The organism is Xanthobacter versatilis (assembly GCF_043193975.1).
Classification (GTDB): Bacteria; Pseudomonadota; Alphaproteobacteria; order Rhizobiales; family Xanthobacteraceae; genus Xanthobacter; species Xanthobacter autotrophicus_E.
Window position 1 is genome coordinate 32,829 of the sequence record NZ_JBAFVB010000010.1, and the last position, 14,229, is coordinate 47,057.

14 protein-coding genes are annotated in these 14,229 nt (G+C 69.2%); 5 read left to right on the plus strand and 9 right to left on the minus strand.

Annotated features, from left to right (window positions below; all coding sequences use genetic code 11):
- Nucleotides 1-15 precede the first annotated feature (15 nt).
- Entirely contained in the window at nucleotides 16-798 is a 783-nt protein-coding gene (locus V5F66_RS17640; protein WP_041575308.1) for an NAD kinase, read from the minus strand.
- 196 nt (nucleotides 799-994) lie between these two features.
- Here V5F66_RS17640 and cutA point away from each other — a divergent pair, with 196 nt between their 5' ends.
- Nucleotides 995-1,321 carry a divalent-cation tolerance protein CutA gene (gene cutA / locus V5F66_RS17645; protein ID WP_394094374.1) on the plus strand — a complete coding sequence of 109 codons (327 nt, stop codon included), beginning with the start codon at nucleotides 995-997 and terminating at the stop codon, nucleotides 1,319-1,321.
- Between the two features lie 32 nt (nucleotides 1,322-1,353).
- Here cutA and V5F66_RS17650 read toward each other — a convergent pair whose 3' ends face one another.
- The 3 genes from V5F66_RS17650 to V5F66_RS17660 form a co-directional block, all read right to left on the minus strand.
- Complete coding sequence (locus tag V5F66_RS17650) at nucleotides 1,354-2,256, minus strand: MBL fold metallo-hydrolase (protein WP_394094375.1); 903 nt, start codon at nucleotides 2,254-2,256, stop codon at nucleotides 1,354-1,356.
- Between the two features lie 269 nt (nucleotides 2,257-2,525).
- Nucleotides 2,526-3,539 carry an amino acid ABC transporter substrate-binding protein gene (locus tag V5F66_RS17655; protein WP_012113664.1) on the minus strand — a complete coding sequence of 338 codons (1,014 nt, stop codon included), beginning with the start codon at nucleotides 3,537-3,539 and terminating at the stop codon, nucleotides 2,526-2,528.
- Nucleotides 3,540-3,579: 40 nt separating this feature from the next.
- A complete protein-coding gene (locus tag V5F66_RS17660; RefSeq protein ID WP_041576578.1) occupies nucleotides 3,580-4,209 on the minus strand; it encodes a L,D-transpeptidase in 630 nt (209 codons plus the stop codon).
- A 449-nt stretch (nucleotides 4,210-4,658) separates the two neighbouring features.
- On the opposite strand from V5F66_RS17660, the gene thrS reads away from it, so the two are divergent.
- Complete coding sequence (gene thrS, locus V5F66_RS17665; RefSeq protein WP_394009054.1) at nucleotides 4,659-6,641, plus strand: threonine--tRNA ligase; 1,983 nt, start codon at nucleotides 4,659-4,661, stop codon at nucleotides 6,639-6,641.
- A gap of 80 nt (nucleotides 6,642-6,721) precedes the next feature.
- Here thrS and V5F66_RS17670 read toward each other — a convergent pair whose 3' ends face one another.
- Entirely contained in the window at nucleotides 6,722-7,057 is a 336-nt protein-coding gene (locus V5F66_RS17670; RefSeq protein WP_012113661.1) for a c-type cytochrome, read from the minus strand.
- A 69-nt stretch (nucleotides 7,058-7,126) separates the two neighbouring features.
- On the minus strand, nucleotides 7,127-8,200 hold the full coding sequence (locus tag V5F66_RS17675) for a hypothetical protein (protein WP_012113660.1): 1,074 nt from the start codon (nucleotides 8,198-8,200) through the stop codon (nucleotides 7,127-7,129).
- A 230-nt stretch (nucleotides 8,201-8,430) separates the two neighbouring features.
- On the opposite strand from V5F66_RS17675, the gene V5F66_RS17680 reads away from it, so the two are divergent.
- Nucleotides 8,431-8,994, plus strand: coding sequence for a nitroreductase family protein (locus V5F66_RS17680; RefSeq protein WP_012113659.1), 564 nt, complete (start codon nucleotides 8,431-8,433; stop codon nucleotides 8,992-8,994).
- A gap of 4 nt (nucleotides 8,995-8,998) precedes the next feature.
- Here V5F66_RS17680 and V5F66_RS17685 read toward each other — a convergent pair whose 3' ends face one another.
- Together V5F66_RS17685 and V5F66_RS17690 are read right to left on the minus strand one after the other, a co-directional pair.
- The gene (locus tag V5F66_RS17685) at nucleotides 8,999-10,063 is read right to left on the minus strand and encodes a site-specific tyrosine recombinase XerD (RefSeq protein ID WP_394094376.1); all 1,065 of its coding nucleotides are present in this window, start codon (nucleotides 10,061-10,063) and stop codon (nucleotides 8,999-9,001) included.
- Complete coding sequence (locus V5F66_RS17690; RefSeq protein WP_049776111.1) at nucleotides 10,060-10,203, minus strand: hypothetical protein; 144 nt, start codon at nucleotides 10,201-10,203, stop codon at nucleotides 10,060-10,062. The genes V5F66_RS17685 and V5F66_RS17690 overlap by 4 nt, the downstream gene beginning before the upstream one ends.
- 356 nt (nucleotides 10,204-10,559) lie before the next feature.
- On the opposite strand from V5F66_RS17690, the gene aroB reads away from it, so the two are divergent.
- On the plus strand, nucleotides 10,560-12,299 hold the full coding sequence (aroB, locus tag V5F66_RS17695; RefSeq protein ID WP_394094451.1) for a 3-dehydroquinate synthase: 1,740 nt from the start codon (nucleotides 10,560-10,562) through the stop codon (nucleotides 12,297-12,299).
- A gap of 284 nt (nucleotides 12,300-12,583) precedes the next feature.
- Here aroB and nth read toward each other — a convergent pair whose 3' ends face one another.
- Entirely contained in the window at nucleotides 12,584-13,261 is a 678-nt protein-coding gene (nth, locus tag V5F66_RS17700) for an endonuclease III (protein WP_394001377.1), read from the minus strand.
- A 424-nt stretch (nucleotides 13,262-13,685) separates the two neighbouring features.
- On the opposite strand from nth, the gene V5F66_RS17705 reads away from it, so the two are divergent.
- On the plus strand, nucleotides 13,686-14,225 hold the full coding sequence (locus V5F66_RS17705) for a DUF2244 domain-containing protein (RefSeq protein ID WP_012113655.1): 540 nt from the start codon (nucleotides 13,686-13,688) through the stop codon (nucleotides 14,223-14,225).
- Nucleotides 14,226-14,229 lie beyond the last annotated feature (4 nt).

Sequence of the window (14,229 nt, forward strand, 5' to 3'; positions counted from 1 at the left end):
TCCGCCGCGCCGCCTCTAATACACGAATTGCTCGCGCAGGATACGTTCCTCCAGACCGTGGTCCGGATCGAACAGCATGTCGATGGAGGACGTGGCGTCGAGCCGGGCCGACACGGCGATGATGTCGCGCACCTCGAAATGGTCCGCCGCCGCGCTCACCGGGCGCTTGTCGGCCTCCATCACCGCGATGTCGATGCGCGCCTTGTCCGGCACCAGCGCCCCGCGCCAGCGGCGGGGGCGGAACGGCGAGATGGGGGTGAGCGCAAGCAGCGCCGTGCCGAGCGGCAGGATCGGCCCATGGGCGGAGAGGTTGTAGGCGGTGGAGCCGGCCGGCGTCGCCACGATGACGCCGTCGCAGATCAATTCCTCCAGCCGCACCCGGCCGTCGATGGAGATGCGCAGCTTCGCCGCCTGGTAGGTCTGGCGCAGCAGCGACACCTCGTTGAAGGCCGGCGCCCGGTGGCGTGTGCCGCTGGCGTCAACTGCCTCCATGATGAGGGGATGGATGGTCACCTGCAGGGCGGCGGTGAGGCGCTCCACCAGCCCCTCCTCCCGGAAGGTATTCATGAGGAAGCCCACCGAGCCGCGATGCATGCCGTAGATGGGCAGGCCGCGATCACGGAAGCGGTGCAGGGTCTGCAGCATCAGGCCGTCGCCGCCAAGGGCGACGATGACATCCGCATCCTCCTGCTCCACCGCGCCGTAGCGCGCCATCAGCCGCTCCCGGGCAGACTCCGCCTCGGGCGTCTGGCTGGCGACGAAGGCGATCTTGTTGAAGCGGCGGGGAGCTGCGCTCATCGGTGCGGCGGCCTGGTCGGCATCCGGCGCTGAGCGCCGGCCTCGCGGGGAATGGGGCTTGAGGTCTAACGGCCCGGCCGCCATCTGTCGAGGCATGGGCGCGGGCGGGGTGCCATGCGCAGGGGCTTCGGCGGCCACCTTCGCCGCAGGGCCGGCCATCGGTTATGAAGAGCCGCCCGATCGGGAGCCAGGACCCATGCAGCCGCGCCTCGTCTACACCACCTTCCCCTCACGCGAAGCCGCCGAAAACGTGGCCCGCGCCCTCGTTGCCGAGCGGCTGGTGGCCTGCGCCAACATCCTGCCGGGCATGGTCTCCGTCTACCGCTGGGAGGGGCAGGTGGAGCACGCGGACGAGGTGGTGATGATCCTGAAGACCACTGACGCCCGCGCGAGCGATGTGGTGGAGGCGGTGCGCACCCGCCATCCCTATGAGGTTCCGGCCATCCTGGTGCTGCCGGTGGAGGGCGGGCTTGCCGCCTATCTGGGCTGGATCGGCGCCGAGGTGGCGGACACGCCGGCCTGAGGTGGAAGCCTCACGCCAGAAGCCCGTCCGGCTCACAGCACCGGGCGCCAGTACACCGGGATGTAGCGGAAGCCCTCGCCGTCCTTCTCCAGATGCGCGGCGCCGGGGAAGGGGAAGTGATAGCCTGCCACCTGCGTGCGCTCGCCGGCGAGCCGCTCATAGGTCTTGCGCCGCACCTCCTGCGCCATCACCGGGTCCATGTCGAACACCGCGTGCCAGCCGGGATTGCGCACGAACAGCGCCGGCAGGTTGGTGAGGTCGGACTGGATGAAGAGGGCGTCCGATCCCGAAGCGAGGGTGAAGGAGGTGTGCCCCGGCGTGTGGCCGGGCGTGCCCACGGCGGTGAGGCCGGGGGCCAGCTCCTTGTCCCAGGCGTAGCGCTCCACCTTGTCGCCGAACGGCTGGAACACCCTCCGCACGTTCTGGAAATTGGGCTTGAGGCCATCGGGCGCGCGGCTCATCTGGCCCTCATCCATCCAGAACGCCCATTCGCGCGCCGGCACGCGCACCTGCGCATTGGGGTAGGCCGGCGCGCCCTCCGGGGTGAGGAGGCCGTTGATATGGTCCGGATGGAAATGGGAAATCACCACCTGATCCACCGTGGCGGGGTCGACCCCGATCCCGGCGAGGGTCGAGCGCACCTGACCCACCGGCCCCGGCTTGCCGCCGTTGCCCGTATCCACCAGCACGCGCTTGCCGCCGATATCGAGCAGCAGCACGGTGAAGGAGATGGGAACCTCGTTCTCCGGCAGGAAGGCCGCCTTCAAGGCCGCGTTCACCGCATCCCGGGGCTGGTTGCGCACGAAGGTGTCGGCGAGCGGAATGGTGCGCATGCCGTCGGACACGGCGGTGACCACCACGTCGCCCACCTTGTAGCGATAGGCGCTCGGCACCTGGCCGGCCGGCGGCGCCACGGGAGCCTGTCCATGTGCCATCCCGCTTCCTGCCACAAGGCCGCCGGCCAGTGTGCCCGCGCCCGCGAGCAGGGCACCCGTGGCACCGGCCGTTCCGGCCAGAAGGGTCCGCCGAGACACCCGGTCATCAATCTCTCCTCGCTGCATGAAGACGAGGGGAGAATAGGCGGGAGGTAACACGAGGTCGATGCCGCAACGGCAATTCACTCTCACATCGCCGCGAGCGAAAAGGGCCGGCCCGCGCAAACGGACCGGCCCCTCAAGGACTTATAGCGGAAAAAGGCTGACGCTCAGCGCACCGGCGGGGCGTACTGGATGCCGCCCATGCTCCACAGCTGGTTGATGCCGCGCGGAATGCCGAGCTTGGAGGCGGCGCCCACGTTGCGCTCGAAGCTTTCGCCGTAATTGCCCACCGCCTTCACGATGCGCACGACGAAATCGTTGGAGACGCCCAGCTGCTCGCCGAACTTGCCGTCATTGCCCACGAGGCGGATCACTTCCGGCTTCTTGGAGGCGAGCGCCGCGTCGATGGTGGTGGTGGACACGCCGAGTTCCTCGGCATTGATCATGCCGAAGATGGTCCACTTGACGAGGTTGAACCACTGGTCGTCGCCCTGGCGCACCACGGGGCCGAGGGGCTCCTTGGAGATCACGTCGGGCAGCACGATATGGTCGCCGGGCTTCGCCATGGTCAGGCGCAGGGCATAGAGCTGCGACACATCCGTGGTGAGGGTGTCGCACTTGCCCTCTTCATAGGCCTTCACCAGATCGGTGCTGGTGGGCAGGGTGACGAGTTCCAGCGTCATCCCGTTGGCAGCGAAATAGTCCTTGGTGTTGTCCTCAGCGGTGGTGCCGGCCTGGACGCAGACCTTGGACTTGTCCAGCTCCAGGGCGGACGTGACCTTGCGGGCGTCGCGCACCAGGAAGCCCTGGCCGTCATAATAATTGATGGCGGTGAACAGCAGGCCGAGCTTGGCCTCACGCTCCAGCGTCCAGGTGGAGTTGCGCGAGAGCATGTCCACGTCGCCCTTGGTGAGGGCGGGGAAGCGCTCGTCCGCCGACAGCGGCACGAACTTCACCTTGTTCGGGTCGTTGAAGATGGCGGCGGCGAGGCCCCGGCACACATCCACGTCGAAGCCGGTCCACTTGCCGGAGGCGTCGGGCGCCGAGAAGCCGGGCAGGCCCTTGGACACGCCGCAGACCAGTTCGCCGCGGTCCTTCACCGTCTTCAGGGTCTGGGCCGAAGCCGCCGTTGCGGCAAGCGCAAAGGTGGCGCCGGCCAGAAGCGCCAGGATCGTCTTCATGAATGCCCCCAGTGAGAAATAAGGAGAAAAAGGACCGCCCTCAGAGGGCGGCCTGCTGGCGCACGACGACCTTGGTGCCCACGGGCACGCGGCCGTAGAGATCGATGATGTCGCTGTTCACCAGGCGGAAGCAGCCCGAGGACACGGCATAGCCGATGGTCTGCGGCTGGTTGGTGCCGTGGATGCGGTAGACGGTGCCGCTGATGTAGAGCGCGCGGGCGCCCATGGGATTGCCGGGGCCGCCGGCCATGAAGCGCGGCAGGTAGGGCTGGCGCTGGATCATCTCCGCCGGGGGCGTCCAGTCGGGCCATTCGGCCTTGCGCTCGACGCTCTTGAGGCCCGACCACTGGAAGCCGTCGCGGCCGACGCCGATGCCGTAGCGCATGGCGCGGTTGTCACCCTGCACCAGGTACAGGAAGCGCTCGTTGGTGTGGATGACGATGGTGCCCGGCTTCTCGGTGGTGCGGAAATACACCGGCTGGCGGCGGAAGGCGGGGTCCATCTGGGCGTAGTCGTCCTGCGGCGCCTCGAGGCCCGGCTGGTCGTCGATGTCCATCACGGCGCCCGGCGCGCCGCGCGGGCCGACCTGGGCGCTGGCGGCGGAAGCGAAGGCGAACACGCCGACCTGGAGCAGGGCGGCAAAGGTCAAGGTCTTGAACGTGGATGGCATCATGCCGGCCTCTCTTTACGCGTCCGAGGGCGAATCCGCCCTTTTGACAGCGGTGACACGTGAATAGGTCGGAACCGGGGCAGCATATTCCGCTCCGTGGCCAACCCATTCCCCTCCCCGGCGTGAACCGCCCTGCCCCCGGTCCGGACCCGATCCATCAGGCCCGGCCGGACGACGCCAGCATGGCGAACACTCACGACCCCGCACACGGGATTAGCCGAGGCCGCGCGCGAGGAAAAGAGGGATTGCGGCCCGGGCAGTGCAGCATTTTCCACCCAAAGCGTTGCCGAACGGTATCCACCTGGGCACATCCGCGTGAACAAGGCCCGCCAGCCCCCTCGATCCCCCGTTCTGGACGCGGGCGCCCGCTCTCGCTTAAAAGACCCGCGTGACCATGAAAAGACGCCTACCTGCGTGGTCCGCAGGAGTGGGCGGCAAGGAGTTGCCTCATGATTTCCCTGACCTTCCCCGACGGCGCCAAGCGCGACTATGCCGAGGGGACGTCCGGCGCGGACATCGCCGCCGCCATTTCCAAGTCACTCGCCAAGAAGGCCGTCGCCGTCACCCTCGACGGTGCGCTCACCGACCTGTCCGAGCCCATCACCCGCGACGCCAAGCTGGAGATCGTCACCCGCGACGACCCGCGCGCGCTGGAGCTGATCCGCCATGACTGCTCGCACGTCATGGCCGAGGCGGTGCAGGAGCTGTGGCCGGGCACGCAGGTGACCATCGGCCCGGTGATCGAGAACGGCTTTTATTACGACTTCGCCCGCAACGCCCCCTTCACCACCGAGGACCTGCCGGTCATCGAGAAGAAGATGCGCGAGATCATCGCCCGCGACCGCCCCTTCACCAAGGAGGTGTGGACCCGCGACGAAGCCAAGCGCGTGTTCGCCGCCAAGGGCGAGGGCTACAAGGTCGAGCTGGTGGATGCCATCCCCGCCGACCAGGACGTGAAGATCTACAAGCAGGGCGAGTGGTTCGACCTCTGCCGCGGCCCGCACATGCCCTCCACGGGCAAGATCGGCACCGCCTTCAAGCTGATGAAGGTGGCGGGCGCCTATTGGCGCGGCGATTCGAACAACCCTATGCTCACCCGCATCTACGGCACAGCCTGGCAGGACGAGAAGGAGCTCAACGCCTACATCCATCGACTGGAGGAGGCGGAGAAGCGCGACCATCGCCGCCTCGGCCGCGAGATGGACCTCTTCCACTTCCAGGAGGAAGGCCCCGGTACGGTATTTTGGCACCCCAAGGGCTGGACCCTGTTCCAGGAGCTGGTGGCCTACATGCGCCGGCGCCTGAAGGCCGACTACAACGAGGTCAACGCCCCGCAGGTACTCGACGCCGGCCTGTGGGAGACCTCCGGCCACTGGGGCTGGTACAAGGAAAACATGTTCAAGGTGCAGTCCGCGGGCGACGAGACCAAGGACGAGCGGGTGTTCGCCTTGAAGCCCATGAACTGCCCCGGCCATGTGCAGATCTTCAAGCACGGTCTGAAGAGTTACCGCGATCTACCTCTGCGCCTTGCAGAATTCGGCGCGGTGCATCGCTACGAACCGTCCGGTGCGCTGCATGGCCTCATGCGCGTGCGCGGCTTCACCCAGGACGACGCCCACGTCTTCTGCACCGAGGAGCAGATGGCGGCCGAGTGCCTGAAGATCAACGACCTGATCCTCTCCACCTATGCCGATTTCGGCTTCGACGAGATCGTCGTGAAGCTATCCACGCGGCCGGAGAAGCGCGTGGGCTCGGATGCGGTATGGGATCACGCCGAGGAGGTGATGACCCGCGTGCTCGCCGAGATCGAGGCGGCCTCGGGCGGGCGCATCAAGACCGGCATCCTGCCCGGCGAAGGCGCCTTCTACGGCCCCAAGTTCGAATACACCCTGAAGGACGCCATCGGCCGTGAATGGCAATGTGGCACCACCCAGGTGGACTTCAACCTGCCCGAGCGGTTCGGCGCCTTCTACGTGGATGCGGACGGCCAGAAGAAGACTCCGGTGATGATCCACCGCGCCATCTGCGGCTCCATGGAGCGCTTCACCGGCATCCTCATCGAGCATTTCGCCGGCCACTTCCCGCTCTGGCTCGCCCCCACGCAGGTGGTGGTGGCCACCATCACCTCGGATGCGGACGACTATGCCGCCGAGGTGGCGGAGCTGCTGAAGGCGGAAGGGCTGCGCGTGGAACTCGACGTGCGCAACGAGAAGATCAACCTGAAGGTGCGCGAGCACTCCCTCGCCAAGGTTCCGGTGCTGCTGGTGGCGGGCAAGAAGGAGGCGGCCGAGCGCACCCTCTCTATCCGCCGCCTCGGCTCCAATGCCCAGACCGGCGGAACGCTGGACGAGGTGGTGGCGGCGCTGGTGGATGAGGCCGTGCCGCCGGACCTCAAGCGCAAGGCTCTGGCCAAGGCCGAACGGGCGGCCTGAGCACGCTGAACGCGAATGGAAAAGGCGGGGGGCTCGGGCCTCCCGCCTTTTTTCATGACGCTATCGGGCCGAGGGTCGGCCTATTTCCTGAGGTTCGCGATATAGGCCGCAAGGTCCGCCGTGTCCGCCCGCGTCAGGGAGACCTGCGGCATCTGCGGATGCGGGTTCGCCAGCCGCAGCACCAGCCAGTCTGCGCTCACGCCGCCGTCCCGCGCGGCGATGGCAAAGAAGCTCGGGGCATCGCTGGCGGCGCTCTGGGGCTGGGCGCCCACCACATGGCAGGTCGCGCACAGGCTGGTCGCCAGCACCCGTCCGGCCTCGGGATCTCCGGCACCGGCGGCAGCCACGGGCCCCGACACCAGCAGGACAGCGAAGGCGGCTGCCGGCAGAAGCCGGGCGGCGGACTTTGGCACCATGGTCGTTCGTTCCTCGGTCTTGTCGTGGCGCATCTTGATCGAGGGGCCCGGTCGGGACCCGCTGGCGCGCTATTTCGCCAGCACCTCGATTTCCTGGTTCTTGCCGGCTTCCACCTTGATCTCGCGGCTGAAATTCTTGCCGTCCTTGCGCGCGATGGCGGTGTAGTCGCCCTCGGACAGGACGAAGGTGGGGAAGGCGCCGATGGATTCCTTGATGGTGTCGCCGCCGGGGGTGATCACCGTCCACTGGGTGTCGGCCTGCGCCTCGCCGCCCGCCACCTTCACCAGCTTCAGCATGATCTGGGCGGCGCGGTGGTGGACCGTGGCGTCGGTGAGCTTGCCGGGAGCGACGGTCACGTCGGCGCGCACCACGGCGTTGGCGTCGCCATAGGTGGACACCACGTGATAGGTGCCCTCGGGCAGCAGCACCACCTCGCCGGCGCTGGCGCCGCGATAATAGGGCTGGCTGGAGGTGCGGCCCTGCAGGAACGAGCCCTCGAAGATGTCGAAGGTCAGCTTCTGGGCGGGGATGGGCTTGTCGTCCACGTCGGCGGACAGGCGCAGGGCGCCAGCCGCCACTTCAAACGCCTGCCGGCGCGACAGCGGCCCCATCTGCACGCGCTGCGCCACGGTGGCAAAGCCGTAGGACACATGGACGATGTAGCCGCCCGGATTGAGGAAGAAGACCGGCGTCGCCTCGGAGCTTTCCGCCACCAGCGGGAACGCGCCGGTGCTTTCCGGCTGGTCGGCGAAGACGCGCCAGACCAAGCCGCGGGGGATCGGTGCGCCATCGGCCCCGAATCTTGCGAATACGCCGAGCGCCGCCTTGCCGGGCGGGGCCTGGGGCAGCACCGCATGGGGCTCGCGGCTCGACGGGGCGAGGCCGGGCGCGCCTCCGCCGGGAGCCTGGAACGCCGGGCGCGGCGTGTTGGGCGGAGTCTGGAACGGCCCGGCCGGCGGCGGCGCGGCAGGGGGGCCGAGGAACTGCATGGTTTGCGCAGCGGCATCGCGCGGGGCGGTGAGCGCCGGCGCGGCCACGGCCAGCGCGGCGCACAGGAGCGCCGCAAGCCGCAGCCCCCGGCGGCGCGGCACGGGGCAGCGAACGGCAGGAGAGCGGCCAAAAGCGCGAGCGAAGCGGATCATGTGTGCTGACGTGCACAATATTCGGGGCGGATTCAAGTCGGCGCCGTTGCGTCAGCTTCGTCCCGCCGTGCAGGAACCGCGCGCTCGCCCGCAGGGGAAACGGCAGCCGGTCGGAATTTCACGGCCACACCCTCGCTGGCCCGCGCCCTGTTCAAACCGGCGGCACTTGCCCTTATGGTGCCGCTCTACCCGCCTTGCGCCTTTCCATTCTTCAGCAGAGCCATTGCCCCATGCCCGACGCCCTCGAACTCCTCGCCACCCGTCGCTCCTCCCGCGTCATCGACCTGATCGAGCCCGGCCCGTCGGCGCAGGAGCTTGACACCCTCCTCACCATCGCCTCCCGCGTGCCGGACCATGGCAAGCTCGCGCCGTGGCGCTTCATCGTGTTCGAGGGCGAAGGCCGCGCCCGCGCCGGAGCAAAGCTCGCCGAGGTGCTGGCGGCAGCCGATCCCGGCGTGTCGGAAAAGCGGCTGGAGGACGAGCGCGGTCGCTTCCTGCGCGCGCCGGTGGTGGTGGCGGTGGTCTCGCGCGCCGCGCCCCATGTGAAGATCCCGGAGTTCGAGCAGCTCCTGTCCTCGGCCGCCGCCTGCCAGAACCTGCTGATCGCCGCCGCCGCCCTCGGCTATGGCGCGACCTGGCTCTCCGAATGGCCGACCTATGACGCGGAAGCCCGCACCGCGCTGGGCCTGGACAGCTTCGAGCGCATCACCGGCTTCATCTATATCGGCACCGCCACCCAGAAGCTGGAAGACCGCCCCCGCCCCGACCTCGCCGCCGTGGTGACGCGGTTCTGACGGCTCATTCGTCCGACAGCGGGTGCAGGTCGCGCACCATGCTCTTCAGGCGCTCGTCCAGGACGTGGGTGTAGATCTGGGTGGTGGAGACATCGGCATGGCCGAGCAGGGTCTGCACCACCCGCAGGTCCGCGCCATGGGCCAGAAGATGGCTGGCGAAGGCATGCCGCAGCACGTGGGGCGACAGCTTCGCCGGATCGAGCCCCGCCGCCAGTGCCAGCTCCTTCAGGTCCCGTGCCGCCTGCTGGCGGGCGACGTGACCGCTCTCGCTGCCGGACGGAAACAGCCAGCGCGAGGCCTCCAGCCCCGCCGCTCGCCGCGTGGCGAGGAAGGCCTGCATGGCCACCTTCGCCGGTCCGGAGAGCGGGACGAGGCGTTCCTTGCGCCCCTTGCCGGTGACGAGGATGGCCTCCCCCTGTGCCCGCGCGGCAGCGGCGGGCAGCGCCACCAGCTCGGACACGCGCAGCCCGCTGGCATAAAGCAGCTCCACCATGCAGGCGACCCGCCGCAGCCGCAGCAGCTCGGCGCGACCGGCCTTCGCCGCGCCCGCCCCCGGCGTCTCTTCGCCCTGCCCTTCGCCCCCCTGCCCCGCATTCAGGCTCTCCTCGGCCTGGGCGGCGCGCGCATGGGCGGCATCGATGAGGCGGGTGACCTCGGCCACGCTCAGCACCTTGGGCAGGGGCCGCCCGCGCTTCGGGCCTTCCAGCACGGCGGCGGGATCGTCGGCGCGGTGGCCCTCGGCGAACAGGAAGCGGTAGAACTGGCGCAGGGCCGACAGCCGCCGCGCCACCGTGGTGGCGGCGAAGCCCCGCGCAGACAGGTCCGCGAGATAGGCGCGGATCTCGCTGGTGTCAGCCTCGGCGAGGGACACGGGGGCGAGGAATTCGGCAAGGTCGGTCAGGTCGCGGCGATAGGCGTCGAGGGTGTTGGGCCCGCCGCCGCGCTCGATCGCCTGCATGTCCAGGAACAGCGCCAGCGGCCCGGATGCGGCAAGGTCCTTCCTGGAAGATGCCTTTTCGGGCGCCCCCTCTTCGGGCGGCCCATTTTGGGGCAGCCCTTCGCCGCTCATTTGCCGATCTTCTCGGCGGGAACAGTGAAGGTGATCTCGCGCTGCTGCGGCTCCACCTTGTTGGCGAGCGCCCAGAGGGCCGCATAGGCGAGGCCGCACAATACGGCCAGGACCGCCAGCAAGCGGAAGAGCGTCGGCACCTTCGCCTCCTCGTGCCGGGCCGCGAATCGACCCGCGCGGCCCCTCATGCCGAGAGGTGCCACGCCGGGCCGTCTTGTTCAACCGCATTGCCGGCTCGCGTTGCGGATGCTAGAGCCGCACCCGTCCGGTCCGCCGTTCGCGCGCAGGTTTGCATGCGCACGGCCAAGCCGCCGCAGCGAGGAAGGCGCGGGTGCAGACCCAGAACAGCCCCCCGTCCCGCAGGGACACCGAGAGCACCGAAGCCGGGACCAGCGAAGCCGCCGAGGCCGCGCCCGCCTCCCTTACGCCTGCCCCGGTGACACCTGCCCCGGTGACACCTGCCCCGGTGACACCTGCTCCGGTGACGCCTGCCGACATGGTCCGCCGTCTCGGGCGCCGCTCCATCGTGCTCGTGGGCATGCCGGGGGCCGGCAAGTCGTCGGTCGGCCGCCGGCTCGCCAAGCGGCTCGGCCTGCCCTTCGTGGATGCCGACGAGGAGATCGAGCGCGCCGCCTGCATGAGCATTCCGGAAATCTTCGCCCGCCGTGGCGAGGTGGAGTTCCGCGAGGGCGAGAAGCGGGTGGTGGCGCGGCTGCTCCAGTCCGGCCCGAGCGTGCTCGCCACCGGCGGCGGCGCCTTCATGAACGGCGAGACCCGCGACGCGGTGGCCCGCCAGGGCGTCTCGGTCTGGCTGCGTGCCGACCTCCACACCCTGCTCAGGCGTGTGAAGAAGCGCACCGACCGCCCCCTCCTCGCCCAGGGCGACCCGGCGGCGAAGCTCGCCACCCTGCTGCAGCAGCGCGGCGACACCTACGCCCTCGCCGACGTGATCGTGGACAGCCGCGACGTGGTGCACGAGATGGTGGTGGAAGAGGTGATCGGCGCCGTGCACCGCCATCTCATCCAGTATCCCGAAGGGACCCGTTCCATGTCCGCCCCCATTGGTCCCGCCGCCCTCGGCCCCGCCGATCTGGCCCATGCCGAGCCCGAGCCCCTGCCCGTCGGCGACATCACCCGCAGCACCGTGCGCGTGGATCTGGCCGGGCGGCCCTATGACATCTATATCGGCCCCGGCCTGCTGGCCGAGGCGGGCACCCATGTGACCGTGCTGCGCAAGGGCGCGCGGGTCGCCATCGTCACCGACGCCAACGTGGCGGCCGCCGGGCACCTGAAGACGGTTCAGGACTCGCTATCCGCCGCCGGTATCGACCATACGGCCATCGTGGTGGAGCCGGGCGAGAAGACCAAGGGCTGGCCCGGCCTCCAGCAGGTGGTGGAAGGCCTGATTTCCGCCCGCATCGAGCGGCGCGACCTGGTGCTGGCGCTGGGTGGCGGCGTGGTGGGCGACCTCGCGGGCTTCGCCGCCTCGGTGCTGCGGCGCGGGGTGGACGTGGTGCAGGCGCCGACCACCCTGCTCAGCCAGGTGGATTCCTCCGTCGGCGGCAAGACCGGCATCAACTCGCCCCAGGGCAAGAACCTGGTCGGCGCCTTCCACCAGCCGGTGCTGGTGCTGGCCGATACCGCAGCGCTGGACACCCTGCCCGTGCGCGAGGTGCGCGCCGGCTATGCGGAAGTGGTGAAATACGGCCTGCTCGGCGACCGCGCCCTGTTCGACACGCTGGAGCGCGACTTCGCCGGCGTCATCAATGGCGGGCCGGAGCGCATCTCGGCCGTGGCGGCGAGCTGCATGGCCAAGGCCGCCATCGTCGCCCGCGACGAGAAGGAGACCGGCGACCGGGCGCTTCTCAACCTCGGCCACACCTTCGGCCACGCTCTGGAGGCGGGCGCCGGCTATTCCAGCCGCCTGCTCCACGGCGAGGGCGTCGCCATCGGCATGGCGCTGGCCTTCGCTTTCTCGGCGCGACTCGGTCTGTGCCCGGGACAGGACGTGACGCGGGTGGTGCGGCACCTGGAAACCGCCGGCCTGCCCACGAAGATTTCCGACGTGCCGGGCGAATTGCCGGACACGGACGGGCTGATGGCCCTCATCGCCCAGGACAAGAAGGTCAGCCGCGGCGCGCTCACCTTCATCCTGGTGCGCGGCATCGGCGAGGCCTTCGTGGCCAAGGACGTGAACCCGGACGAGGTGCGCGCCTTCCTGGCGGAGATGCGCTGAGGCGCCCGCCTGTCGAAATTCAGGGGTATTCCCGCGCTCACGCTCGTCATGCCCGGGCTTGTCCCCGAAGTCGGCTGTTGCCGACTTCGGCTCCCCGGAAGCGGAACTCGGGAACACCCGAGTTCCGGGTATCCACGCCTAGCCGCTTGGGGCAGGTTGCGAAAATCGTTCCAGCCCGCGCCGCGTGGATGGCCGGGACAAGCCCGGCCATGACGGTTTTAAATACTGATAAAGGGCTGAAAACACCGATCGCGGCGGATCTTCAAGAGGCTCTGAGAGCCCCCTCAGAAGCGTTTCTCCGGCCAGCGGCAGAGATCCGCGATGATGCAGCGGCCGCATTCGGGCCTGGACGCCTTGCAGATGTAGCGGCCGTGCAGAATCAGCCAGTGGTGGGCATGCAGCTTGAAGCGGTCGGGGATGCGCGCCTCCAGGCCCAGTTCCACCGCCAGCGGCGTCGGGCCGGGCGCTAGGCCGGTGCGGTTTGCCACCCGGAACAGGTGGGTGTCCACCGCAATGGTCGGCGCGCCGAAGGCGATGTTCAGCACCACATTGGCGGTCTTGCGCCCCACCCCCGGGAGCGCCTCCAACTCTTCGCGGTCACGCGGCACCATGCCGGCATGGCGTTCCAGCAGCAGGCGGGACAGCTCCACCACATTTTTCGCCTTGCCGCGATAGAGGCCGAGGGTGCGAATGTGGCGGGCCACCTCCTCCTCGCCGAGCGTGACCATGGCGGCGGGGGTGGCGGCGGCAGCGAACAGGCCGGTGGTGGCCTTGTTGACCCCCGTATCGGTGGCCTGTGCCGAGAGCACCACGGCAACCAGCAGGGTGAAGGCATCGGTGTGGTTGAGTTCGCCCTTGGGCTCGGGATCCTGCGCCTCGAAGCGGGCGAAGGCCTCGGCGATCTCCTCTTCGCTCCAGACGAGGAGCGTCTTGCCGTGGGCGGCGGCGGCGGCATTGGCCACCGCCTTGTTGCGGCGGGGCGCGGGGCTGGCGGGTGGTGGCGTGGCCGGCTTGCGCTTGCCGGAGGGTGCGGATTTGGCGGCCGGCTTGGCCGGAGCCTTGGCGGGAACCTTGGCGGGAACCTTGGCGGGAGCTTGGGCCGTAGCTTGGGCCGCACCCTTGGCGCCACCCTTGGCGTCACCCTTGGCCGGGGACTTGGCAGCCCCCTTGGCCGCACCTGCTCGGGCCTTGTCCTTCGCTCCAGCCTCGCCGCCCCCCGTCCCGGCTTTCGCAGCCGGTAAAGCAGATGCCGGCGCCGCACGCGGATTTGCCGGTGCGGAAACGCCGGGTGTGGCGGCATCGGGTTTGGCGGCTGCTGCCTCGGTCGCAACGGAAGGTTTGGGCGGGGTGATCTTGCGCGGCATTTTTCCGGTATACTGTTCGCCAATGCCCCAAGCCAGCGACCGTGATACCGCACCCGAAGGGGACGCGGGGTTCCCGGAGGAACCCGTCGTCTATGCGGTGACGCTTGCCCCGCATCGCTCGCTCACGCCGCGCGGCTTTCGCCTGGTGATGTTGGGCGTGGGCAGCGTCAGCCTCGTCACCGGGCTTGCCTTCCTGGCCATGGGGGCATGGCCCATTTTCGGCTTCTTCGGCCTCGACGTGCTTTTGATCTACGTCGCCTTCCGCGCCAGCTTCCGCTCGGCACGGGCGCGCGAGCATATCCTCGTCACCCCCAGCGTCATCGAGGTGCGGCGCGAGCCGGCGCGCGGGCGGCGCACCATCACCCGGCTCAACCCGTTCTGGACCCGCCTGACGCGGGAGGACGACGAGGACCACGGCACGCTGGATGTCGCCCTCGTCAGCGGCCCGCGCACCGTGCCGGTCGGGCGCTTTCTGGGGCCGGACCAGAAGGCGGCGCTGGCGACCGACCTCTCCCGTGCCCTGTCGGTGGTGAAGAAGGGCGTGCCCCGCAATTCCTTTTGAGCGC